The 23,658-nt window shown below is 30.6% G+C and carries 22 protein-coding genes; all 22 read left to right on the forward strand.

The features are described from left to right. Window position 1: 1 nt before the first annotated feature. On the forward strand, window positions 2-349 hold the full coding sequence (locus EI71_RS05545; protein WP_119016263.1) for a hydrogenase maturation nickel metallochaperone HypA: 348 nt from the start codon (window positions 2-4) through the stop codon (window positions 347-349). Between the two features lie 183 nt (window positions 350-532). After that, window positions 533-1,417, forward strand: coding sequence for a hypothetical protein (locus EI71_RS05550; RefSeq protein ID WP_119016264.1), 885 nt, complete (start codon window positions 533-535; stop codon window positions 1,415-1,417). Between the two features lie 21 nt (window positions 1,418-1,438). Beyond that, window positions 1,439-3,349, forward strand: a complete 1,911-nt coding sequence (locus EI71_RS05555; RefSeq protein WP_119016265.1) for a hypothetical protein — start codon at window positions 1,439-1,441, stop codon at window positions 3,347-3,349. A gap of 61 nt (window positions 3,350-3,410) precedes the next feature. After that, window positions 3,411-3,941 carry a DUF308 domain-containing protein gene (locus EI71_RS05560; protein WP_119016266.1) on the forward strand — a complete coding sequence of 177 codons (531 nt, stop codon included), beginning with the start codon at window positions 3,411-3,413 and terminating at the stop codon, window positions 3,939-3,941. 1 nt (window position 3,942) lies between these two features. After that, complete coding sequence (locus EI71_RS05565) at window positions 3,943-4,122, forward strand: DUF4250 domain-containing protein (RefSeq protein ID WP_119016267.1); 180 nt, start codon at window positions 3,943-3,945, stop codon at window positions 4,120-4,122. A 134-nt stretch (window positions 4,123-4,256) separates the two neighbouring features. Then, window positions 4,257-5,267 carry a hypothetical protein gene (locus EI71_RS05570; RefSeq protein WP_119016268.1) on the forward strand — a complete coding sequence of 337 codons (1,011 nt, stop codon included), beginning with the start codon at window positions 4,257-4,259 and terminating at the stop codon, window positions 5,265-5,267. 816 nt (window positions 5,268-6,083) lie between these two features. Continuing rightward, window positions 6,084-7,211, forward strand: coding sequence for a tocopherol cyclase family protein (locus tag EI71_RS05575; RefSeq protein ID WP_162849797.1), 1,128 nt, complete (start codon window positions 6,084-6,086; stop codon window positions 7,209-7,211). Beyond that, a complete protein-coding gene (locus EI71_RS05580) occupies window positions 7,208-8,044 on the forward strand; it encodes an RluA family pseudouridine synthase (RefSeq protein WP_119016270.1) in 837 nt (278 codons plus the stop codon). Before EI71_RS05575 ends, EI71_RS05580 begins: the two co-directional genes overlap by 4 nt. Further along, window positions 8,037-8,288: a DUF1292 domain-containing protein gene (locus EI71_RS05585; RefSeq protein WP_119016271.1), complete on the forward strand. Its 252-nt coding sequence runs from the start codon at window positions 8,037-8,039 to the stop codon at window positions 8,286-8,288. The genes EI71_RS05580 and EI71_RS05585 overlap by 8 nt, the downstream gene beginning before the upstream one ends. Before the next feature lie 97 nt (window positions 8,289-8,385). Then, complete coding sequence (locus tag EI71_RS05590) at window positions 8,386-9,435, forward strand: Fic family protein (RefSeq protein ID WP_119016272.1); 1,050 nt, start codon at window positions 8,386-8,388, stop codon at window positions 9,433-9,435. A 177-nt stretch (window positions 9,436-9,612) separates the two neighbouring features. Next, complete coding sequence (locus EI71_RS10155) at window positions 9,613-9,750, forward strand: hypothetical protein (RefSeq protein WP_162849798.1); 138 nt, start codon at window positions 9,613-9,615, stop codon at window positions 9,748-9,750. After that, window positions 9,747-12,320, forward strand: a complete 2,574-nt coding sequence (locus EI71_RS05595) for a glycosyl hydrolase 53 family protein (RefSeq protein WP_119016273.1) — start codon at window positions 9,747-9,749, stop codon at window positions 12,318-12,320. The genes EI71_RS10155 and EI71_RS05595 overlap by 4 nt, the downstream gene beginning before the upstream one ends. A gap of 105 nt (window positions 12,321-12,425) precedes the next feature. Next, window positions 12,426-13,064: a hypothetical protein gene (locus EI71_RS05600; protein ID WP_162849799.1), complete on the forward strand. Its 639-nt coding sequence runs from the start codon at window positions 12,426-12,428 to the stop codon at window positions 13,062-13,064. Further along, complete coding sequence (locus EI71_RS05605) at window positions 13,061-13,918, forward strand: hypothetical protein (RefSeq protein ID WP_162849800.1); 858 nt, start codon at window positions 13,061-13,063, stop codon at window positions 13,916-13,918. Before EI71_RS05600 ends, EI71_RS05605 begins: the two co-directional genes overlap by 4 nt. Further along, window positions 13,911-14,516, forward strand: coding sequence for an ATP-binding cassette domain-containing protein (locus EI71_RS05610; RefSeq protein ID WP_119016276.1), 606 nt, complete (start codon window positions 13,911-13,913; stop codon window positions 14,514-14,516). Before EI71_RS05605 ends, EI71_RS05610 begins: the two co-directional genes overlap by 8 nt. Then, entirely contained in the window at window positions 14,485-15,228 is a 744-nt protein-coding gene (locus tag EI71_RS05615) for a hypothetical protein (protein WP_119016277.1), read from the forward strand. Before EI71_RS05610 ends, EI71_RS05615 begins: the two co-directional genes overlap by 32 nt. 184 nt (window positions 15,229-15,412) lie before the next feature. Then, window positions 15,413-16,579, forward strand: coding sequence for a galactokinase (locus EI71_RS05620; protein ID WP_119016278.1), 1,167 nt, complete (start codon window positions 15,413-15,415; stop codon window positions 16,577-16,579). Between the two features lie 56 nt (window positions 16,580-16,635). Beyond that, on the forward strand, window positions 16,636-18,438 hold the full coding sequence (locus EI71_RS05625) for a hypothetical protein (RefSeq protein ID WP_119016279.1): 1,803 nt from the start codon (window positions 16,636-16,638) through the stop codon (window positions 18,436-18,438). Next, window positions 18,411-18,671, forward strand: coding sequence for a hypothetical protein (locus tag EI71_RS05630; protein WP_119016280.1), 261 nt, complete (start codon window positions 18,411-18,413; stop codon window positions 18,669-18,671). Before EI71_RS05625 ends, EI71_RS05630 begins: the two co-directional genes overlap by 28 nt. Window positions 18,672-18,673: 2 nt before the next feature. Further along, the gene (locus EI71_RS05635) at window positions 18,674-19,789 is read left to right on the forward strand and encodes a glycoside hydrolase family 53 protein (RefSeq protein WP_119016281.1); all 1,116 of its coding nucleotides are present in this window, start codon (window positions 18,674-18,676) and stop codon (window positions 19,787-19,789) included. A gap of 502 nt (window positions 19,790-20,291) precedes the next feature. Beyond that, complete coding sequence (locus tag EI71_RS05640; protein WP_119016282.1) at window positions 20,292-22,013, forward strand: extracellular solute-binding protein; 1,722 nt, start codon at window positions 20,292-20,294, stop codon at window positions 22,011-22,013. A gap of 87 nt (window positions 22,014-22,100) precedes the next feature. Continuing rightward, window positions 22,101-23,657 carry a carbohydrate ABC transporter permease gene (locus EI71_RS05645; protein ID WP_119016283.1) on the forward strand — a complete coding sequence of 519 codons (1,557 nt, stop codon included), beginning with the start codon at window positions 22,101-22,103 and terminating at the stop codon, window positions 23,655-23,657. Window position 23,658 lies beyond the last annotated feature (1 nt).

A 23,658-nucleotide genomic window follows, 5' to 3' on the forward strand; every position in this document is an offset into this window, starting at 1 on the left:
TATGCATGAGCTTGGTGTTACCTTCACTGTAATTAAAAGAGTTGAAGAGGTTGCAAGAGAAAACAATGTTAAACATATTTGCAAGGTAACCTTATCCTTAGGCGAGGTATCTACAGTTATCCCTGAACAATTAATTGATTGCTGGAATTGGGCAGTAAACAATAAATCAGAGATTCTATCGAATTGTGAGCTTGTCATAGAACCAATTGAAGCAATCACTTATTGTAGTGATTGCAAAAAGGAATATAATACAATAAAATATGGCAAGATTTGTCCTTATTGTGCATCTAGCCATACTTGGTTAAAACAAGGAAATGAATTTATTATAAAGGATGTTACAGCGGATTAAAGCACTCATTTTTGAGTGCTTTTCTTTTCTTTTTCGCAAGAATTATATATAATATAAATTGAAAAACTCTTTTTAAAAAAACGAGTAGTTATTCGTTAGTACTAATGAAAGATGAAAATAATTAGAATCAATAGAAAATATATATTTGTTTCCATCTTCAAAAAAATATAGGAGACTAACATTATGAAAAAAATTATTACATTTATAATTTCCTTCTTTGGATTACTTTTTATTTCATCTTGTGGAAATGAAGAAACATATTCTTTAAAGGATATTTCAAAATCGGAAGTATCAAATATTTCAACTATTATGGCTTCTACATCTGTATTTCAAAGTGTATGCTGGCCACTATCTGATACCTCATATTCTTATTTAGATACAAAGTATATTAAAACGGATTTTAACATTGAAGAAGAATTTATGAAATATCCACCTAAAGAAGATCAAGATGATGCATATTGTTTGCATGTAGATTTTAATGATTCAGCTACTCATATATTCTATATTTCTCATAAAACAAATTATATGTATTATAAAGGTATAGAATATACCTATAGATCTTTAGATATTGTTCCTAAAGAATTAATAGATATAATTAATGATAAGCCAAAAATTAATACATTTGATACAACCATAATGGTAGATTATGGCTTTCATAGAGAAGACCATGTAACCTTTTTACTTGGTGGTGCAATAATACCAGGTATTGTTTATGAAAAATATTCATTACCAATTGTTGCCTATGATAGTGTTCATGTTACATATATCGGTGAGTGGTTAACACAAACAACTTATCCAGAAACAATAATTACTGGTAATTCAACAGTATTAAATGTATCTGTAGAGCATAAAGATTTTATTGAAGTAAAGGTATTTAAAAATTCTGGTGAAATGGAAGTAGAACCATTAGATAGTAATATAATAGTGAATACTTTGAATACACATTATTCTATAAATAGCGATGGAACATTTGATGATATTAGTATTTTTACAGAAGAAACAAATCTTTATGCTGTTTATGATAATGGTACAATTCATGCTCTTTATAGCTATAATCCATATGAATAAATAAGATTTAAGGAGGTGCCTATGGAAGATAAATCATTAATTAAAAAATATGAAAATTTTTTAAAGCTAAATCATTTAAATATATCTTTTGAAAGCGCCTCTGATTTTATTGATTTAGAGGAAGGTCCAACATTAATGGAGCTTTCTATGGAATATGTAAAAAGAGGTTCTCTTATGAGAACTAAGACAACTAAAATAAAATATTACCATAATGCTTTAATCATATATAAGGATAACTTTGCAGCGAAAATAGCTATAGTAGAGGCAAATGGTTTTAATGTTTTAGATTATGAGGATATCCTAGATAAGGAATATGAACGCTTATTAAATTTAGATTATTTAGAATCGAAATATTATCCAAATGGGACTATTGATTTTTCTAAATACCAAGAAACATTTAATTACCTAAGAGGACTTAGAAGCTACTATATAACCTTAGTAGCGAAAGAAGATTATGATAAGGCTATATCTATAGGAAATAGGATATTAGAGCTTAATCCTTGTGATCATTATCATATTAAATCCTCTTTATGCTTCTTATATTTAAAATTAAAGGATTTAATGTTTATTGAAGATTTATTTAATGATGCATCAATTATTGTAGGAACAAAGGAATTAGCTCATTCCTTTATGGCTTATTTAAATAAGGATATAAATAAATCCTTAGAATACCTATCGGATTTAGAGGCAGTAAATCCATATTTATATAGACTTGTTACAGGTGAGGTTCGATTACCTGAAAATATGCAAATAGAATCCACTTATTCAGATTCTATTTATGTATATTTAAGCTTTGTAACCTTGGGTAAGGATTTAGAAGGATATGAAGAAATTGTTAATAAATCAAAGAATGAGCATTTCATTTTAAAATCCTTAACTAAGGATGAAATTGATGTATTAACTGTAGCAGTATTTGAAAATATTACCTATATTCATATAGATTTTATTAAAAAGGCAGCCAAGAATTATCATTTAGTGGATTATGTTTCAAATTTTAGTGATGGTAGAATGGAATCTATTCTAATTGCTTTAACATCAAGAGGAATTATTAAAGATAATAGAATTACTTTATATGGAATTTTTGTTAAGGATTATTTAGAGGAATATTTAATTAAAGAAGCTAAAAGAATAAAGGATGAGGCTTTAGAATTATATAAGAATAATTTAGACCATCAAGCCGAAGAAAAGCTAATGCTTTCTATGGATTATTCCCCACATGATTTCTTTTTAAAAAAGCTATATTTATTCCATAAGGAGCCATTTGATTATCATTATGCAAGAAACCTAATCCATGAAATGGGATTAACCTATAAGGAATATGATAATAATAATTATGGAAATATCCATTTTAGGGGAATGCTTGAGGATGCAATGGATGAAATCCATTACATGTATTACAAAAATGCATATCAAGATGGTGGCTTAAATGGTTTAATTGAGGCTTATACAAAGCTTGAAAACCAATTTGTAAAATATACAAATTTAATTCAAATGGCACAGTATTTAAACCATGATCTATTACCACTAGATTCTATTCATTCATTTTATGCTTTATATAAAGAATATATAGAGAAAAATACATTATCTTATGATAAAATAGTAAATATATTAAAAAAGTCAAAGCTAGAATATGCATTATATAAAAAGGGTATAAATAGAATTCCATATCAAATATTAGATGAAAAATTCTATAGAGCTTATTTAGGTGTATTAGATGTAATATCCTTAGATGAAATATTATCTATTGAAGAAATGGATGTATTAATTTCTATAGCACAAGGTAAAATAGATGATATGAAATCCTCTTATTCCTTCTTAATAAATGCGAAAGCCTTAGAAAAATCATTCTTTTTAAAAAGTATGAATCATAAGGATGAATATGAATTAGAAGAATTTGTAAAGGAATATTTAAAAAAGTTAAAAAAAATATAAAACCATACATAATTCTACGTTAATTTAGGTATATACTAACCAATAAAGGAGGAGATTATATATGACAAGAGAAGAAAGAAAAGCATTAGATTATCTTAGAGTCATGGAAATGCCTATCGATCATGAAATTACAAGATTAGAGCTTAAGAATCAGTTTTTAATGCTTGAAGAAAAATATAATCCTAACAATATAGAAAATGGCATACAGTATTTTGACATAAAAAATGCATATGATTATTTATATGATCATATGGAATTATTAAATGAAGCTATTCATAATGCTTTAAATCCATATAATGAAACTCATGAATATAGCTATAGCTATTGCTATACAGAAGATGAGGTTAATAATATTAAAGAAGAAAAAGAAAAGAAGGATGAATACTTTAATCCAGGAAATATAAATACTATGCCAGAAATAAAGGATAGACCTACAGTATTTGGTGCAGTATTATCCTTGCTTTCTCCTGTTCTTGGCTTTTTAATGTTTGCATTAACTAGAAAGGTTACACCAAAATCCTCTTGGTTATATTTAATACTTGCGATTTTAAGTATTGCAGTATCCTTTGTAGCATTATTTTTCTTAGTATAATATGCTACCAAAGAATCCAAATATATTATTATCTATCATTAATACAAAGCTTAGAGATTTTTATCCATCCTTAGAGGATTTATGTATGGATATGGATGAATCTATTGATGAAATAAAAGAGATTCTATTACAAATAGGCTATAAATACGATAGTAATACTAATCAATTTAAAGAAATTTAGGAATTGTCTTCTAGACAATTCTTTTTGTTTATGTATTTAGACAATTCTTTAGGTTTATGTATTTGTATTTTTTTGTTTTTTAAATTATAATGGTGTTATAGAGTTCACTAAAAATTATAAACAAGGAGAAAAATATGAAAAAGAAATTATGTTTAGGACTTTTATTTACTTCCTTTGCGTGTTTAACACTAGCCTCTTGTAATAAAGGGTATGAATCTATTGCTTCAAAAGAGGTGGATACTTCAAAGGATTTTGTTTTAGAAAAACCAGAACCATTATCAAGCGCGAAGCTATTGTCGCAAGATGAGAAGGTTGAATACATAAATAAGAATAGTAATCCTGATTTAGATGCAATTTATGCAAATGCAAAGAATAAATATAAGACTATGGTATTATTATATAAATATAAAAGAGTCGAAACAAAAGATAATAATGAGATTTTAAAGCAAGGTTGTTCTAAAACAGTTGTTGATTTGAAAAATGGTAATGCCTGGTATTATGAAAAATATAATGTGGAATCTAAAGAAGAAAAAATATCAAGTTTTGAACTAGAAACAAAAGTTGTAAATAAAGAAGGTAATTATATTATCCGTAGTACTATGGATTTAAATGATTATGTGTATGCCCCAAGTTTTAGTCAAAAGCCAACTTATTTAGTTACTGGGAAATCAAATTTGTATACATCAATTTCTTCAAATGGATTAGTTTTGAATTTTGAAAATCGTAATATAAGAAATAGAATTGATACTCTAGCAGGAACTATTGCGCGTTCAGAAGATGAAGCCTATAATCTATATGTTGATGAAAGTAATAGCTACACATATTATAAAACCGAAAATGAAATGGCTTATGATATAACAATAACTGCAGATAATTTTTATGGGCACTATAGAAATACTTATCCAGATAAAGTAGTCGAAGTTGCAGAAGAAGTTTATTTTTCAGATAAAAGCATAATAAATGATGAAATAGATACAACTGATTATAAAGAATATTCAATCGATGATTGGAACATGAGTTATGATTATAATTTGCCTTTATTTAGATTTGATAATAGTGCTATTGTTTTATGGTATAACACTACAAATACGAGTCTAACTTTAGAAAGCTTTTATAGGAAATTCTTTACAGCTACAAAAAAATAAATCTAAAATATTATTCTTAAAATTAGCCATCAAATGATGGCTTTTCATTTTTAATTCTTTGCTTTTGGGTTATAATATTATTTGGAGGGGTGCGCCAGTTCGGTTCACTTAACATAGTCGGTGGGAGTCCGACCTAGAAAGAGTTAGCACCTCATCTAGTACCGAGACCTTGGAGCCAAAATCGTGAGACTAGGTTTAAGCGTAGGTCAGGGATACTGCAAGCCTAAATGCGTAAGCGTGAAGCAATTCAGCCTCGTCATATATAAAGTCGTGGGAGCAGAGACGTTCCTTCTCGTTGAAAGCAATACCGGTTATATCGTTAGTGCGAGATATAATGAGAGTTCCACCGGGGTCAATAAGAGCTAGGCGTGTAGATTAATGATGTTAAATGGATACCTGGGAGAACTTATATTCTCTAGAGATAGTAAGTCATATACAAGAGCTTGAACCTCAAGATATGATAACGGAATATAAGTGGTCGGAGCCGACATAGTACCTAAGAAGGTAGTAATGATACTGGAGGGAAGGAAGGCCACCGACAATCGTTTCTTTATATGTAAACATTTGGTACACTGGTGGTACGTAAGAAATGGAAAATGAACATAAAGATATAAGAACATTAGCCAACCATTAAAGCAGACATATGGCACTGGCAAATGGAATAAAGATTGTTGGTGAAGAGCCGTATGCAGAAAATCTGCACGTACGGTTCTGTGAGGGGCAAGCAGACAGTAACCACTCACATTATGATATTTTAACACAATATAAAATGGAAAGAGAGGGAATGTCGAGTCTTGTCTACTCGACTAGAGGAATATGTTTAATAAAAAAGATGCAAAAAGACAGCAGTGTATGCTAACAGGAAAGTTTAGAAAGCAAGGCTATGACTGGTGGTGGCATTCTTTTACTGCAGTAAATAGAAAAACAAAAGAAGAAAAAGCTTTTTTTGCTGAATTCTTCTTAATTAATCCAGCATTAGGTGGAAAAAAGCCAATATTTGGTCAATTAAAAGAAAATAAAGAAAAAGGAATTAGACCATCTTATTTAATGGTGAAATGTGGTTGCTGGGGCAAGGATGCCAAACAATTACATCGATTCTTTGGCTGGAATGAGGTTAAGGTTCATATGGGAGTACCATTCCAAGTTGAGGCACCGGATTGTTATTTAGATAATGAAAGATTAAGATTAAAGGTAGATGTACATGATTCAAAGAATCATCCAGAATGGATGTCTAGTGATGGATCATTAGAGATGGAATTAACTATGTCTAAGGAGATTACTTATAATGTAGGATATGGCGCATCAGCTTTATTTAGAGCCTTAAAGGCATATGAAATGTATTGGCATGCGGAAGGTATTAAAACAAAATATTTTGGTACGATTATTTTAGATGGTGAAATCTATGATGTTACCCCAGATACATCCTATGGATACCAAGATAAAAACTGGGGCTCTAATTTTACTACCCCATGGGTATGGCTATCCTCTAACTCTTTAAAGAGTAATTTAACTGGTAATGTTTTATCGAATTCCGCATTTGAAATTGGTGGTGGAAAGCCAAAGGTATTTGGTATTTCTTTAGATAGAAAGCTTTTAGGCTGTATGTATTATGAGGGGAAAGAGATGGAATTTAATTTCTCTAAATTCTGGACAGGCTCTAAAACAAGCTTTGATTGTGGTGTAGAAGATGGTTATATGAATTGGCATGTCGTACAATCTACTAAAAAATATATTATGGAAACCAATATTAAATGTGATATATCTGAAATGCTACTTGTAAATTATGAGGATCCACTTGGAATGAAGCGTCATAATAAGCTATATAATGGTGGTACAGGTGTAGGAAATATTAAGCTATATCAAAAGAAGGGTAAAAATAAAATTTTAATTGATGATATAGAAGCTACACATATTGGTTGTGAATATGGTGAATTTGATTCATGAAATTAGAATATATATCAGAAAATGATAATATACGTTTATCTGAGGAGCTAAAGCTCCATACAACAAGAAAATTATATAAAAGTATTAAATCCTTAAATTTAAAGGTTTATGTGAATGGAATAGAAAGAAAGACCTTTGAATTCATAAATAAAGGAGATGTTATTTCTATAGATTATGATATAGAAAAAGAATCTTCTTGGCCACTTTATGAATCTAGTCTTGATATTTATTATGAGGATATGTATTATATTATCGTAAATAAAAGGAAGGGCTTATTATCTATTCCAACTAAGGCAGAGCCTTATAGTATTTACCAAGAGGTTTTATATTATTTAAAGAATAAAAATGAACCATTAACAATATCCTTATTAAATCGATTAGATAAGGAAACTGGTGGGTTGATGATGATTGCTAAAAATAGAATTGCAGCCAATCTAATGCAACCAACACATAAGAAGATGGAAAGATTTTATATATGTAAAACTCATGGTATTTGGGATATAAAGGAAGGGACTATAGATAATTATATTAATAAAGATATAAATAGTAATAAAAGATATATAGATACTATAGGTAAAAGAGCGATATCCCATTATAAGGTTATAAAAGAGGATAAGGATATATCTTATGTATTATTCCACCTAGATACAGGTAGAACACATCAAATAAGATTACATACAAGCTATATGGGACACCCAATACTTGGAGATAAGCTATATGGAATAGATGATGGAATAGAGGAAATGGCACTTTTAAGTGTTAAAATTAAATTCCATCATCCATTTATGGATTATGATATAGAAATAAGCTTAAAGGAGAATTTGTATGAGTAAAGAAGATATTATTACATTTAAAGGTGAAAATGGTAAAGAAATGTCATTTGAGCTTATTGCTGAGCTTTCTTATTTAGATTACGATTATGTGATTCTAAGACCACTTAAAAAATATGACGATTTAGATGAGGATCAAGCGATTGTATTTCGAGTAGAATCCGATGGTAAAACAAATAGTTATGTCATTGAAGAAAATGATGAAATTATTGATGCCATAGATGAAATATATAATTCAGAATTATAATGATCATTTACTGCATATTTTTTACTAAAAATTATGCATATATAGATTGATTATGTGCATAAAAAAATGTAAAATATATGCAGAAAGCGGTGATTTTATGAGAAAATATGATTATTCATTCTTAGAAAAAGATAAAATACCTGCAAAATTGGTAAATTTATTAACAGGTATTTATTCTATGAAAACGAATAATGATAGTAGGAAAGAGAATTATCCAAAAGTATTTACTGAATTAGAAAAAATTGCAATTGTTCAATCGGTAAAGGGAAGTAATGCAATTGAAGGTATCATAACTTCGGATGAAAGAATTAATGAAATAGTAAATAAAAGTAGTGCCCCACTTAATCATAATGAGGAAGAGATTGCTGGATATAGAGATGTATTGGATCTAATTCATACAAATTATTATAGTTTAAACATTTCAGAAGCAAATATATTAACTTTTCATGAAATGTTATTAAAAGTTGCAAAACCTAATGTTGCTGGTAAATATAAAATTGAAGATAATGTTATAATGGAATTAAGACCTGATGGAACTCGTAGTATTCGATTTAAACCTGTATCTGCAAGTGAAACTCCTAAAGCTATGGAGCAATTAATATTAGCTTATATAGATGCAAGGGATAATCCAAATATTAATCAACTATTATTAATTCCTTGTGTAATATTAGATTTTTTATGTATTCATCCATTTTCAGATGGCAATGGTAGAATGTCTAGACTTTTAACTTTACTATTACTTTATAAAGCAGGGTTTGATGCAGGTAAATATATTTCCTTTGAAGAACAAATAAATAAAACAAAAGGATATTATTATGAAGCATTAAGACAATCATCTATTGCATGGGATAATAATCAAAATGACTATTACTATTTTGTTTATAATTTCTTGTATACATTGTTTAATTGTTATAAAGAATTAGATAAGAGATTTGCAACAGTTAATAGTAAAAAGATTAATAAAACATCAAGAGTAGAAGCAACTATTTTAAATAGTGTTTTACCAATAACCAAAAAAGAAATATCAGATATCCTACCTGATGTTTCAGTAACAACAATTGAAGCAGTTTTAAATAAGATGCAAAAAGAAGGAAAAATCACTAAAATAGGTGATGGTAGAAACACAAGCTATATTCGAAAAAGCTAAAAGAGGTGAAAAACCTCTTTTTTGTACATTTTTATAAATTTTGTTTTGAAAATAACTAAAACGTACTTTTGTTTTTAAAAAATTTCGTAATAATAACGAAAATATTGAAAATAAATAATGACAAAAATTTCTTTATGTTATACAATGAATATGTGTTTGTTTAACAAGGAGGAAAAAATGAAGGAGTATTTAAAACCAGTAATCGAAGAAGAATTGGTAGAGTTATGTGAGATTATTGCTGCATCTAATGTAGGTGCAACAAAGGATGGAGAGAGTGGAGATTTAGAAGATATTATGGGAGGCATTTTATCATGAGAAAGCTTATAAGTTTTACTTTTGTATTTTTCGCCTCTTTATTTTTATTTGTTTTGGGAGTTTCAAATTTTAAAGTAAATGCGGATTCACAAATAAATACATATCTTGAACAGCAAGAAAATGATTCAACTGGAAATGAAACAAAGATTCGTTTCATTTGTACAATTGAAAATGTATCAGATTTAAATAGCATTTCTAAAATTACATTTAATTTCTATTTATATAACTATATATCTACAGGTTCTTATTCTGAAAATGGTACATATACGACTACTACAGTATATGACTCTGTAGAAGGAACAAATGGTAAGAATAAAATAGATAATACTTATTATGCAGTATTTACTTTAACAGGTGTGGATAAATTTAAAGATTATACTTTATCTACATCTGTAACATTAGATACTAATGTAGGAGATATTACAACAAATGAAGTTACACATACTATTCAAGATAGTGGGGATACCTTCTTTAAGGGAATGGATTCTAGTGCTGTACCAGCATTAGAAGCTGCAGGTGTAACTTATAAGAATGATAATGGGGATGTAGAGGATGTATTTAAGGTATTAGCTGACCATGGCGTAAACTATATTAGAGTACGTGTTTGGAATGATCCATATTATACAGATTCTAATAATGTAAAGTATAGCTATGGTGGAGGAAATTGTGATTTGGCAAATGCCATAGCAATAGGTAAAAGAGCCAATAAATATGGAATGAAGCTACTTGTTGATTTCCATTATTCTGACTTCTGGGCAGATCCTGAGAAGCAAAAGCTTCCTAAGGCTTGGGAAGGCTATAGCGATAGTCAAATTGTAACTGCAATTTATGATTTTACATATGCATCATTAACTGAAATGAAAGATGCAGGTATTGATGTTGGTATGGTTCAGGTTGGAAATGAAACCAATGACGCATTATGTGGTCATATGGGAGATTCCAATATGAGCGCAATTTGTAGCTTCTTTAATAGTGGATCTTCTGCAGTAAGAGCAGTATACCCAAGTGCACTTGTTGCAGTGCATTTTGCAAATCCATCGAATTATTCTGATTATCAATGGTATGCATCTGAGTTAAATAAATATTCTGTTGATTATGATGTCTTTGGTACATCCTATTATCCATATTGGCATGGTTCACTAAATAATTTATCAAAGCTATTAAGTGAGATTGCAGATACTTATAATAAGGATGTTTGTGTACTTGAAACAGCTTATGCAAATACAGAGGAATATACCGATTCAAGAAGCGATGGCTATAACAATACTGTATTTACAAGAGAACAAGAATTAGCTGATAACACAAACTCCTCACTACCTTATGAATTTACTGTAGATGGCCAGAAGAATGCCGTAATTAATTTAATGGATACAATCAAGAATAAGACTACTAATGGTCTTGGCGTATTCTATTGGGAAGGTACTTGGATTAAAACACCATCCTCTAGTGCTAGTATCACTAATTCCTATTCTAATGATTCTGAGGTATATGGTACTGGATGGGGCAATAAGTATGCTTATTATTATGATTCAGCTAACTATAAATTAGAAAATGGTGGATGTGCTATTGAAAATGAAGCCTTCTTTGATGAAAATGGAAATCCATTTGATTCCTTAAATGCATTTAAGGTTGATGTTTCAAGCGCAATTACTAGAAGTACAGATGGATATGCTAGTGCTACATTATGCAATTCCTCTTTTGAGGATGAATCTTTAGATGGCTGGGTATTAAGAAGCTCTGTAGATGGTACTTGGCCAAAGAAGGATTATAAAAATGATGGATCTTATGGCCTTTCCTTTGGTAGTAGTTCAAGCTATACATTAGATTTATATCAAGATATTTCTTATATCACTTATGGTACATATAGTTTTTCATTAGATGTTATGGGTAATATCTTATCAAGTAATATTTATATCTATGTATCTATTAATGGTGTTAAAACAACAGTATCTGCACCACTTGCTGGTTGGGATTCATGGAAGACTTATACAGTTACCTTTAGTGCAACTTTAGAAGATACTGTAGAGGTTGGCTTTTATGTAAGTGCATCTGGTATTTGGGGATATATTGATAATGCCAAGCTTGAAAGAGTAGATTCTTCTAGTGGCACAGATGTATCCTTTGTAAATGATATTGAAGATAGTACATTCGATTCCTATTCTAGTTGGACGATAACACAAAATGTTGCAGTTACCCCTAGTATAAAGACGGATTCTAATGCTACAAATAATACCACTCCATTATTAAATATGTGGGGTGGAAATGATATTGGATTAGATTTTTCTATAAGTCAGGATGTATCAGGAAATAATGGTACTGCATCATTTTCTATAGAGATTTCTAGTGGTTCTTATTCGGGTTGTGAGATATATGCGTATATATCTGTTAATGGAAATGTTACTAAGGGCCAAACTGTTACAGCTACCAATGGCTGGGATGTTTGGCAAACAATATCTGTATCTAATGTTAGTGTTAAGGATACGGATACAGTAATTGTTGGATTATATGTAAAAATATCTGACAATAATTCATGGATCTATATAGATAATGCAACCCTTTCTATAAGCTAAATATTAAAAATAGGTAGGAATTTTAAAATTCTTGCCTATTTTTTTATTTTCTTTTAATTTTTTTATATTTTCTTCCTATTTATTATTATGAAAGGTGGAAAACATATGAAAAAGAAATTTGTTATTTTATTTTTAATTTTTTATTTTTTCTTTGGCATATCGGCATTAAAGGGATATGCAGAAGAATCTTCGGATTATTTATCCTATAGTGAGATTATGCTGTCTTCTGGAAAATTAATTAGGTATTACACACAAGAAGAATACGAACAATTAATTAAAAAAACAGAAGGGGGCTATTGGATGGATATATTAGTTATCATAGATAATAAGGCAGTTGATGGGTCTTATATATCGAATACCTTATATAGTGTAGAAAATACATCGAAAACAGCAATTGAATATAATTTAGAATATTCTATTGAAACGAATAATAAGGTATCCTTCCAAACGAGTGAATCCTTATCAGCTTCTGGAGGTGGAACAATTAAAAAGGTAAAAGTTGAGTGTGCGGCCAAGGCATCTATTGATTATTCAACTACTACCTCAACTTCGGTAAAAGAAAAAAGAACTATGAAGCTAACTATAGAACCAGATAGTAGATTAATTGTTTATTTGACTGGTGAGGTAACAGTTACCAATGGAGTTTGTGCAGTTTATTATTGGTGGGTTAGAGCTTACGTTGGGGCTTTTGAATTTGTCACATTAAAGAGTCAGTTTTCAAAAATGGAGAAAAGAAGCATATGAAAAAAGGAATTATAATTATCTTTTTTACATTAATAGGCTTAATTACTTTCATATTCATTTATTCAAATAATAAGCTTACTGTATTTGATTATTATTCTCCATATGAATCAAAGGCATATGTGAATAATAAGGATAGAGAGATGTCTTTTGATATTTATACAAAGGAAAAGGATTCCTTACTTTTAAATAAGGATATGAATACCTATACCCTATATTTAGATGATTTATCTATTGTGCTTGAGGATATAAGAATATCCTCCTTTGATTTAGGAGATTATTATTTGATTAGGGTATATTCTTTGATGCCTGGTTTTAGTGATATGGAATATAAATCAGAAGAATGTAATTTAGAAATTAAGAATCCTAAATATACAGTAAAGCTTAAATATGGCAAAATATCCTTTTTAAAGGAGGATGCTTATCCTTTAGCTTCCATATCTGGTTTATATGGAAGCTATAGCTATATGAATGGAATATTAATTATGAGTGGAATTAATATTATTTTAAGTAATCATTTTTCATATTTAGGAAGCATAAGAATTGGGAATACCTGTTTTGGAACATTATCTAGTGCTATTTTTGATTTACAAATGGAAAATATTTGTGATATCACAAAAATTATTCCATCCTATAATCCTAAAAAAGTAGAAAAGGATCATATTATTGGTTTAGAATCTAATACATTATTTATCCCCTTAGGTTATAAAGAAATCACTTTATTAAGAAGTGGATATATCATGCTGACATTAGATGATAAAACATATTATATTGACACCTTTGATTTTATGACCAATGCATATGATTTTAATGATTATAAGGATATGATGATAAAAGGAGAGGTTATCTATGCTTGAGCTTATCACTGTTGAAAAGAAATATAAGGATCATACGGTATTTTCTAATATGACCTTATCCTTCAAGGAAGGGAATCTATATATATTACAAGGAGTGAATGGTAGTGGTAAATCTACCATTTTAAAGCTTATTGCAGGTATTGCATATAAAACATCAGGTAAAATTATGAAATCTGGTAGTGTTTCTTTTTTACCAGATAAGTTTACATTTCCTAAGCTTATGAGAGTAAAAAGCTATTTGATGGAGGTTTTTTCTTTTGTTAAAGATAAGAATAAACTATACACAGATTTAATTTCTTTATATCAAATACCAAATAAACGAATCGGAGATTTATCAAAAGGAAATTTAGAAAAGCTTGGTATATTACAAATATTAAATACTCCTGCAGATATCTATTTACTTGATGAACCATTAGATGGATTAGATGATTTTGCAAAAAAGATATTAAGGGATGAGATTAAAAATAAGCTTAAGGAAAATAAAATAGTAATATTATCCTTGCATAATAAAACCTATTTTAATGAGCTTAATCCAATCATTATAGAAATAAAGGAGGGCATGGTAAATGAAAAGAAGAAAAGAAAAGAAGCTAATTAGCTTAACTTCCCTATATTTGAATTACACATTTCAAAAAGCAACAATCCTAGTATTTAGTATATCCTTAGCATTCATGGTAATTGCATTAATTGTCATTGCAAATCCAATGTATGATAGAAATAGCTATTTATTAAGCCCAGAATCCTATCATCAGGTATATTTTAATGGGGCATTATTTGTAATAAATCTATTTAATGGAATAATTATTACAACTATATCTATATTACTATTTTTACAAAGCAATTCCTTTGATGCGTTATTCTTACCAAACACGAAAAGAAGTATGCTGTTATCTATAAAGATATTAGCTAGTGTAATATTATTCTTATTATTATCTTTATTTGAATTTGTTTTATTATATGGAATACCTCTATTCTTATATAGCTCCTATAAAATGGATATATCCTCTATGCTCACAATTTTGTATCTATTTTTAGGTATGATATTTGATTTTTCAATATCCATAATTCTATCTATTTTAGTTCCAACAATATTTTCTCCTATGATTGTTTTATTCATTTCTTTAGTAAAAAATATGATATCTACAACCTTCTTTAGTATAAAGGAAGTAATATCTGAAATATTACCCTTACTTACTTATAACAATGGTATTATTATGATGCCAAGTGTATATATAATTCCAATATTTTCATTATTGTTTTTGTTCATTTATTATTTACTATATAATATCAGAGATATTAAAATATCCTAATTGTGTCTTATTTACTCGTTTTCACAAGTTTTTATAACTGTTTTCATACTTGTTTCAGTAATATTTTCGTAAACATTTCGAGTTTCGTTTCAATGCTTGAATTTGATTGAATAATACTTGAAAATCTCATATAATTTCAGTGGTTATCAAATGACTGGAAAGTATAAATTTATGGAGGAAATTTATGAGAGAAAAGCTAATAGAGGGATACAAAAAAGCTTTTGGGGCTAAACCAAGTGAGCTATATTTCTCACCAGGTAGAGTAAACATTATTGGTGAGCATATTGATTATAATGGTGGTAAGGTTTTACCTATGGGTATTAGCCTTGGCATTTATGGTGCATTAACATGGAGAAATGATTCTTTATGTAGATGTGTTTCTGAAGGATTCAATCATGAAGCAATTTATGAATTTGATTTAAAGGGCTATAGTGAATCCGATGATTTTACAAAATATGTTAAGGGCGTTATTTATGTTTTAACAAAATATAAGAATGCAAAAATAGATTATGGATTTGATTTATATATGACATCAACCCTACCTGCATCTTCTGGATTATCCTCTAGTGCAGCACTAGAGCTATTAATTAGCCATATAGTAAATGATGAATATAAGCTTGGGCTTTCGAATTTAGATTGTGTATTAATGAGCCAAGCTGCAGAAAGAGAATATGCACATGTAAACTGTGGTATTATGGACCAGTTCGCTATCGGTATGAGTGAAAAGAATAAGGTAATACTTTTAGATTGTGCAACTGTAGATTATGAATATTTTGATTTCAAGCTAGATGGAGCTACATTAGTTATCATCAATACTTGTAAGCCAAGAAATTTATCTGAATCTAAATATAATGAAAGAAGAGCAGAGTGTGAGGCTGCCTTAGAGGTATTAAAGGCTAAATATGGCAAGGAAACACTTTGTGAATATACTATGGAAGAGCTTGATTCTGTAAAGGATAAACTTTCAGATAATTTATATAGAAGAGCTCGTCATGCAATTACAGAAGAATTAAGAGTTGAAGAGGCTACAAAGGCTATGGCTGAGGGTAGACTATCTGACTTAGGTAAATTATTAAATGGCTCTCATAAGTCCTTAAAGGAGGATTATGAGGTAACTGGATTACACTTAGATACAATCGCAGAGGAATTACAGAAGTCTCCAATTGTTTTAGGCGCTAGAATGACTGGTGCTGGCTTTGGTGGATGTGCAATCGCACTTGTTGCTTCAACAGATTCTAAGGTAATTAATAAGCTTATGGATGATACAAATGAAATCTACCATGAAAAGACTGGTATTTATTATAAGTATTATTATTGTGAATCTTCCGATAAAACGGGAAGAATGGAATAGGTATAACGTCATAAGACTTTATATAAAACGAGGAATATAGAAAGGTATTTTAAATTATGGAGAACAAATTTGTAGTAAATATCATTCATCGTCCTGAATTATCCCCTGAATACGCTGAAAAGGTTGGCGGAAAAAAGGGCTTAAAGGATGAATCATTAGATATTTTTATCTTCCAGCAGGAAATGGCTCATAAGTATGGCTTAAAAACAACTATTCAGATTACTTATGCATCTCTTTTCTCTGATAAGATTTGTGAAATGGCAAAGGAGCACCATGAAAAATATGGTGATGAAATTGGTGTATCCTTACTAGGATTACCTTGTAAGGAATTTAAAGAAAAATATAAAACAGAGGATTTCTGTATTTGGATGTTTGATGATGCAACAAAAGCAGAAATCATCGATGATGTATTTGGATTATTCTATAAGAAATTTGGATTCTACCCAGAATCTACAGGCTCTTATTTCCTAGATGCATATTGTATTAATTACATTAAGGAGCATTATCCTACAGTAAAATGTGCAGTTGCAACATGCTGGGAGGAAGGCCCTAAGGCATACCATACATGTAATAACTCCTGGTATACATTTATGGATGGTGGTCCATGGAACCCATGGATTCCATCAAAGATTAATTCTCATTGCCCTGCATCTTGTGAAGCAGATGACTCTGGAATTGTTGCAATTCCACATTTAAGCCGTGATTTAATGGCATGCTTTGATGGTAATGGCTCTAACTTTGGTACTCATCCACAGAATGTATTACGTGGTATGATTTACTATAAGGATAAGGGTACTTGGGAATATCCATATTTATATAACCTAATTGATCAGTTTAGACATTTAGCTAAATATAATAATGGTTATGCATATAATATGATGTTTGTAGGACCAGGCTGGTTAAACCGTAAGGGTAGATGGGAAGCTCCATATGAGCTTTTAGCTAAGTCCTATGAGGATGGTATGAAGTATTATGGTAAATTAAAGAAGGAAGGCAAGCTATTAGATTTAACAATGGCTGAATTTGCTGATTTCTATAGAGGATGCCATCCAAACTATAATACTGGTGAATGTGCACTTTGGAAGGATATTTTATATGGATCTAATAAGGAATTATTCTGGTATGCAGACCCATATATTCGTACATGCTTAGACTTTAACCAGGGTGGTGCAATGATTGACTTACGTCCATATGTTGCAAGAATCCCTCAAAAGATTGGTATTGGTACAGAAAATGTATATGATGCATCCTATCCATATTTAATTCAAATTAACTACCGTGCTGGTTTCTTTACACATTATGCAGGTGCAGGTACTATTAAGTCTTGTAAGGTATCTTATAAGGGAGAAGAAACTGACCTATGTCTATGCCGTACTATGGCAAAATATGAGCATGTTGATGGTGGTGTTAAAATTACTGCAGACCCTGTAACTGTTACTTTAGCTGATAAAGATATTACTATTGAATCTATCTTCACATTTGTAGAAGGTACAGGTGAGGTTATTGCTGAACGTAATATCTTAACTGATTTAGAGGGTGAAGAGGTTACATTAACTGAATATATTACTGCAGGATATGGCACGACAGAATATCAGCAGGATTTAACTCATGTATTACTTGGAGTAGATCAGGATAATATGCTATATGGCTTTAAGGGTAGAAAGATTACTAAGACTTGTGCTAAGGAAGCCTATATTATCGTTCCTGAAATCCAGACAAGAATTGTTATGTCTGGTGATGTTAATGAATATGAGGTAGAAGAAGGTATTGCCTTCTCCCCTGTATTCCGTATTGCATTACGTAAAACAGTTAAGAATGGAGGAATGAAGACATGTCTCAGTCTACAAAAGGCAAATTAAATTTCCGTTGTCCATCATGCTTTATGCGTGATATCGACATGGATATGTTCTTTGATGAAGAAAAAAAGGAGTATTACTGCTTAAGATGCGGTTTTACTGGCAGTGAGGCTGATGTTGAAAGACTAAATGAGCAGGCGAGATATCGTTATAAGCTTATGAAGTATAGAGTTGTTGATTTTGGAGAAGATAATGAGCCAATAAAGGTAGAACCTCATAAGGCTGGTGAACAATAATCATGATTCTAGGCGTAGATACATCAACATATTTAGAAGAGCTTGAAGTAGGTAATAAGTTTTATCTTGATGGCAAGGAAATTGACCCACTAGATAGATTTATTCAAAATGGTGTAAATTATATGCGTATCCGCTTATGGCATAATCCATACACATTAGATGGTAAGCCATATGGAGCAGGTACTTGTGATTATAATTATTTTATTCGTTTGGCTAAGCTAGCACAGTCTAAGGGCTTTAAAATCTTACTTGATATTCATTATTCTGACTTCTGGGTAGATCCTGCTAAGCAGGTTTTACCTAAGGCATGGAAGGATCATTCTTATGAGGAAGTTCTTAAGGATGTATATGAATATACAAAAGAAACCCTTTTAAATGCAAAAAAAGACGGTGTAGAGATTTCTTTAATCCAAATTGGTAATGAAATTACAAATGGACTACTTTGGCCATATGGTAAGCTTTTAGAAAATCCTAATGGTGGCGTAAGATTAGGCTATGATAAGGTTTGTGCATTATTAAAGGAAGGTATTAAAGCTACTAAGGAAACTACACCAGATTGTAAGATTATTATTCATCTAGAAAGAGTATATGATACAGAGGTTTATGATGAATATTTAACACAATTAGAAAAATATGGAGTAGAATATGACATTCTAGGTGCATCCTATTATCCATATTGGCATGGAACATTTGATGATCTATATAGAACATTAAATTTATGCCGTAATAAGTTTAAAAAACAAGTAATGGTTATGGAACTTGGCTATGCCTTCACCCTAGAGGATTATAAAGAAGGCTGTAATAACCATTTGGTTATTAGAGAAGATACATATTCCTTATATGGCTTTAAAAAGGAATTTGATTTCACAAAAGAAGGTCAGGCCGCATTTGTTAAGGCATTCTTAAAAAGAGCAGAAGAAGAGAAGCTAGATGGCGTATTCTTCTGGGAGCCATTATTAATTCCAGGCGAAGGTATAAAATGGGGGACTAAGGAAGCTCAAATTTATAATGCAGGTGCCTTTATTAAAGAAGAAAGAAGTGATTGGTGTAACCAATGCTTTGCCGATTATAAGGGAAATTTACTTCCTTCCTTTGATGCATATACATTAAAAAAATAGTATTTCTTATGAAAAGTACAAAATGATTTTCTTTGTTTTGTGCTTTTTCCTTTTAAAGATTTTTAAGTAAAAATTTTTAGAGAATCATTATATTATATATAAAATAGGATAAATAAAAGATTTTCATTTTTGTTTCATTAGTCAAACTTTTATAAAAATGAAATAATATTGTTATTTTTATGAAAAAGATGCAAAATAATTTTGTTATAAATGTAAAATTTACTTTACGAAAATGAATAAATGAAACCCTAAATAATGATAGTCTGACTATCAATACAAAAACAAATGTATCGAAAATGTCGTATTTAACATTAAAAAGCAGAAAATTTAACGATTTTTTCGAAAAAATGCGAAAAAAATTTCGAAAACCCATTCTAAGATGAAAACGCTATTGACTTGTTTTCCATAAGTGCTATAATGAAAGTACTGAAAGCGTGTGCATATGCGCATACTTTACACAAAACAAAACACTTAAAAATATTTAAAAGGAGAACAAAAAAGTATGAAGAAATTTTTAAGTACTATCGCTATCGCTGGTGTTGCTACATTAGCTTTAGCATCTTGCGGTGGAACTACTGACACTGCAACTAAGACAGATGGTGGTGAAACTACAACTACTACATCTGTTAAGCCATCTGGATCTGGCCAGGGAACAACAACTACAACTGAGGCTCCAGTTGAAAAAATCGATCCAACAACTTATGATTGGGACAACATTCAGGATAGAGAAATCCATGTATGGTGTTCTGAAAAGGCTGGCGTTGCTGACTTATTCGAATCTCAGATTAACGCTTATCTTGAATCTATCGGAGCAGAAGACTTCGATGTTACAGTTGAAGGCGTTGGTGAAGGTGATGCAGCTTCTAACGTATTAAAGGACTTTACTGCTGCAGCAGATATTTACTGCTTTGCTCAGGACCAGTTAGCTCGTTTAGTATCTACAAACTCAATTGTACCTGTATCTAAGAAGGTAACTCAGACATTAGCTACTGAAGTTGATGATTTCTCTGTAAAGGCTGCAACAGTTGGTAACACAATGTATGCATATCCTATTACTTCTGACAACGGTTATATTATGTTCTATAACAAGACTGATATGGCAGGCGTTGATATGACTGACTATGAAGCAATTATTGCTAAGTGTGAAGAAAAGGGAACTAAATTCTCTTGGGATTTAAAGAATATTTGGTTCTCTGCTGGTTTCTTCTTCGGCGCTGGTTGCGTTTCTGAATGGGAAACAGATGACTATGGTGAGTTCATCCATATGGAAGATAACTTTGCTGAAAAGGGTCTTGATTCTATTAAGGCTATGTATAAGTTATTAAGCTCTTCAGCATATGTTAATTCATCTTCTGGTGCTGACTTCAGTGCAGCAAATAGATCTTCTGTAGTTATTACAGGTTCTTGGGATATTACTACTGCTAAGGGTGCATTAGGTGATGACTATGCAGCTACAGTATTACCTAAGTTCCATAACGAAGCTGGTGAAGCTACTCAGATTTATGAATTCTCTGGTTGTAAGCTAATGGGTGTTAAGCCTCAGGTTGAAGAAGACAGAGTATTATTATTACAGTTCATTGCTAACCATTTAGCTGGTGAAGAGTGCTCTACAGCAAGATTCAATCAGTTATCTTGGGGTCCATCTAACTTAGCATCTCAGAAAAATTCTGATGTTTCTTCTGAACCTGCTTTACAGGCATTATATACTCAGCGTGATAACTACTCTGTTGCTCAGGGTAACATCTATGGTTCTTGGTGGACATTAGGTAACAATATTGCTACTGAAGCTGCTGAAACTGATGGTTCTGATGAAGCATTACAGGCTGTATTAGACAATTATGAAACTAAGTTAAAAGAAGCATTCCAATTACGTGGATGTAGCTTAGTTGGTGACTGGAATGGTTGGGGTAATGCAAATCCAGATAATGTTATGACTTATAGTGCTGCAGATGGTACTTATACAATGACATTCACTATTCCTGATACATTAGCTGGTGATGATGATGAAGGTAACCCTAAGAATAGAGGTGGCCGTATTGTTAAGGCTGGTACTTGGGAGACAATTGCTAACGTTGAAAACGTTGATGAAGCATCTCAGGCATTAGTTGATATGGAAAAGTCTATGGCTAATGGTGATAAGAACATTTACTTCTTAGAAGTAGGTACTTATACATTAGTTTATGATGAAGTAGCTCAGACTATTCACATTACTAAGGCAGAATAATTTAATCATTTAGATTAAAGAGGCAGGTTGTGGTCGTCTATGACCTCAACCTGCTATTTTTAATAAAAGAAGAAGGAGGGGGCATATATGACCCGATATACAGATCTAGAATATTTAAAATTAAGTAGATTTGGTAAGATTTCGTATAAGTTTTTACTATTCCTTTATGCGATTCCAGTTTGGTTCAAAAACTTAGGTATAACTATCTGGAAAGGAACAAAATCATTCTTCTTAAAGATAGGCGCTGAATTTAAAGAAATTGGACAGACATTCGTACATGGTGATTGGAAGACTAAGGTTTCTTTTTTCATCTTTGGCTTTGGTAGCTTTGCACGTAAACAGTATATTCGTGGAGTTCTATTCTTAGCTATGGAGCTTGTTTTTATTTGGTATATGATTGTTAATGGTGGCAACTGGCTATCTCAATTAGGTTCACTTGGTGATGTGCCAAGACATGTAAAACCTGGAACAGGAACATATGATCCTAATTATGATAACTCATTTAATATTTTATTATATGATGTGTTAACTATTGCATGGGCATTTGCTTTCATTTGGACTTGGAGATTAAATATTAAGCAGAATAAGATTGCTGAAGATATTCTTAAGTCTGGTAGAAGATTAAGAACTTCTAAAGAAGATATGCGTTCTTTATTAGATGATCAATTCCATAAGACAATGTTAGCATTACCTTTAGTTGGTATTATGATATTTACTGTTTTACCAATTGTTTTCATGATATTAATTGCATTTACAAATTATGGTACAGGCCATGATCCTGCAAATGGTCAGCTATTTGACTGGGTTGGATGGGACAACTTTGGCCAGTTATTCACTTGGAGTAATGGTACAACTGGTACATTTAGTGCAACATTTGGTCAAATTCTTGGTTGGACATTAATTTGGGCATTCTTTGCAACATTCCTAAACTATATTATGGGTGTATTCGTTGCACTTATGATTAATAGAAAGGGTATTAAGTTTAAGAAATTATGGAGAGGTATCCTAGTTATGACTATTGCCATTCCTCAGTTTATCTCTTTACTATATGTATCCAAGATTTTCGGTAATAATGCATATGTAATTAAGGCATTACAAGATATGCACATTGTTGGAGATAAGTTCTCATTCTGGGATGATAAGGTTTTATCAAGAGTAATGGTAATCATTATTAACCTTTGGGTTGGTATTCCATACTTAATGTTAATTGTTACTGGTGTATTAATGAATGTACCTGCAGATTTATATGAATCTGCAAAGATTGATGGTGCAAGTGGAGTAAAGCAGTTTACAAAGATTACTTTACCATATTTATTATTCGTAACTGGTCCTTATCTATTAACATCATTTACAGGTAATATTAATAACTTCAACGTTATTTATCTATTAACTGGTGGTGGACCAAAGAATACTAATTTCGATGTAACTATTCAGGTTACTGAGGCACAAAAATGTGTAATTGGTGCTGGTGATACAGACCTATTAATTACTTGGTTGTATAATATTACAACAGGTGCATCTGATGGTAAGCTATATAATTTAGCAGCCGTTATCTCAATTATGATTTTCATTGTTGTATCTGTGATTTCATTAATTGTTTATAACTTATTACCATCAAATAGAAGCGAGGAGGATTACTCATAAT

Source organism: Anaeroplasma bactoclasticum (genome assembly GCF_003550015.1).
GTDB classification, from domain to species: Bacteria; Bacillota_I; Bacilli_A; order Acholeplasmatales; family Anaeroplasmataceae; genus Anaeroplasma; species Anaeroplasma bactoclasticum.

What these genes read in the sequence shown, in the direction of transcription:
- EI71_RS05545 (WP_119016263.1), top strand. Translation starts at nt 2, where the DNA reads ATGCATGAGCTTGGTGTTACCTTCACTGTAATTAAAAGAGTTGAAGAG.
- EI71_RS05550 (WP_119016264.1), top strand. Translation starts at nt 533, where the DNA reads ATGAAAAAAATTATTACATTTATAATTTCCTTCTTTGGATTACTTTTT.
- EI71_RS05555 (WP_119016265.1), top strand. Translation starts at nt 1,439, where the DNA reads ATGGAAGATAAATCATTAATTAAAAAATATGAAAATTTTTTAAAGCTA.
- EI71_RS05560 (WP_119016266.1), top strand. Translation starts at nt 3,411, where the DNA reads ATGACAAGAGAAGAAAGAAAAGCATTAGATTATCTTAGAGTCATGGAA.
- EI71_RS05565 (WP_119016267.1), top strand. Translation starts at nt 3,943, where the DNA reads ATGCTACCAAAGAATCCAAATATATTATTATCTATCATTAATACAAAG.
- EI71_RS05570 (WP_119016268.1), top strand. Translation starts at nt 4,257, where the DNA reads ATGAAAAAGAAATTATGTTTAGGACTTTTATTTACTTCCTTTGCGTGT.
- EI71_RS05575 (WP_162849797.1), top strand. Translation starts at nt 6,084, where the DNA reads ATGTTTAATAAAAAAGATGCAAAAAGACAGCAGTGTATGCTAACAGGA.
- EI71_RS05580 (WP_119016270.1), top strand. Translation starts at nt 7,208, where the DNA reads ATGAAATTAGAATATATATCAGAAAATGATAATATACGTTTATCTGAG.
- EI71_RS05585 (WP_119016271.1), top strand. Translation starts at nt 8,037, where the DNA reads ATGAGTAAAGAAGATATTATTACATTTAAAGGTGAAAATGGTAAAGAA.
- EI71_RS05590 (WP_119016272.1), top strand. Translation starts at nt 8,386, where the DNA reads ATGAGAAAATATGATTATTCATTCTTAGAAAAAGATAAAATACCTGCA.
- EI71_RS10155 (WP_162849798.1), top strand. Translation starts at nt 9,613, where the DNA reads ATGAAGGAGTATTTAAAACCAGTAATCGAAGAAGAATTGGTAGAGTTA.
- EI71_RS05595 (WP_119016273.1), top strand. Translation starts at nt 9,747, where the DNA reads ATGAGAAAGCTTATAAGTTTTACTTTTGTATTTTTCGCCTCTTTATTT.
- EI71_RS05600 (WP_162849799.1), top strand. Translation starts at nt 12,426, where the DNA reads ATGAAAAAGAAATTTGTTATTTTATTTTTAATTTTTTATTTTTTCTTT.
- EI71_RS05605 (WP_162849800.1), top strand. Translation starts at nt 13,061, where the DNA reads ATGAAAAAAGGAATTATAATTATCTTTTTTACATTAATAGGCTTAATT.
- EI71_RS05610 (WP_119016276.1), top strand. Translation starts at nt 13,911, where the DNA reads ATGCTTGAGCTTATCACTGTTGAAAAGAAATATAAGGATCATACGGTA.
- EI71_RS05615 (WP_119016277.1), top strand. Translation starts at nt 14,485, where the DNA reads ATGAAAAGAAGAAAAGAAAAGAAGCTAATTAGCTTAACTTCCCTATAT.
- EI71_RS05620 (WP_119016278.1), top strand. Translation starts at nt 15,413, where the DNA reads ATGAGAGAAAAGCTAATAGAGGGATACAAAAAAGCTTTTGGGGCTAAA.
- EI71_RS05625 (WP_119016279.1), top strand. Translation starts at nt 16,636, where the DNA reads ATGGAGAACAAATTTGTAGTAAATATCATTCATCGTCCTGAATTATCC.
- EI71_RS05630 (WP_119016280.1), top strand. Translation starts at nt 18,411, where the DNA reads ATGTCTCAGTCTACAAAAGGCAAATTAAATTTCCGTTGTCCATCATGC.
- EI71_RS05635 (WP_119016281.1), top strand. Translation starts at nt 18,674, where the DNA reads ATGATTCTAGGCGTAGATACATCAACATATTTAGAAGAGCTTGAAGTA.
- EI71_RS05640 (WP_119016282.1), top strand. Translation starts at nt 20,292, where the DNA reads ATGAAGAAATTTTTAAGTACTATCGCTATCGCTGGTGTTGCTACATTA.
- EI71_RS05645 (WP_119016283.1), top strand. Translation starts at nt 22,101, where the DNA reads ATGACCCGATATACAGATCTAGAATATTTAAAATTAAGTAGATTTGGT.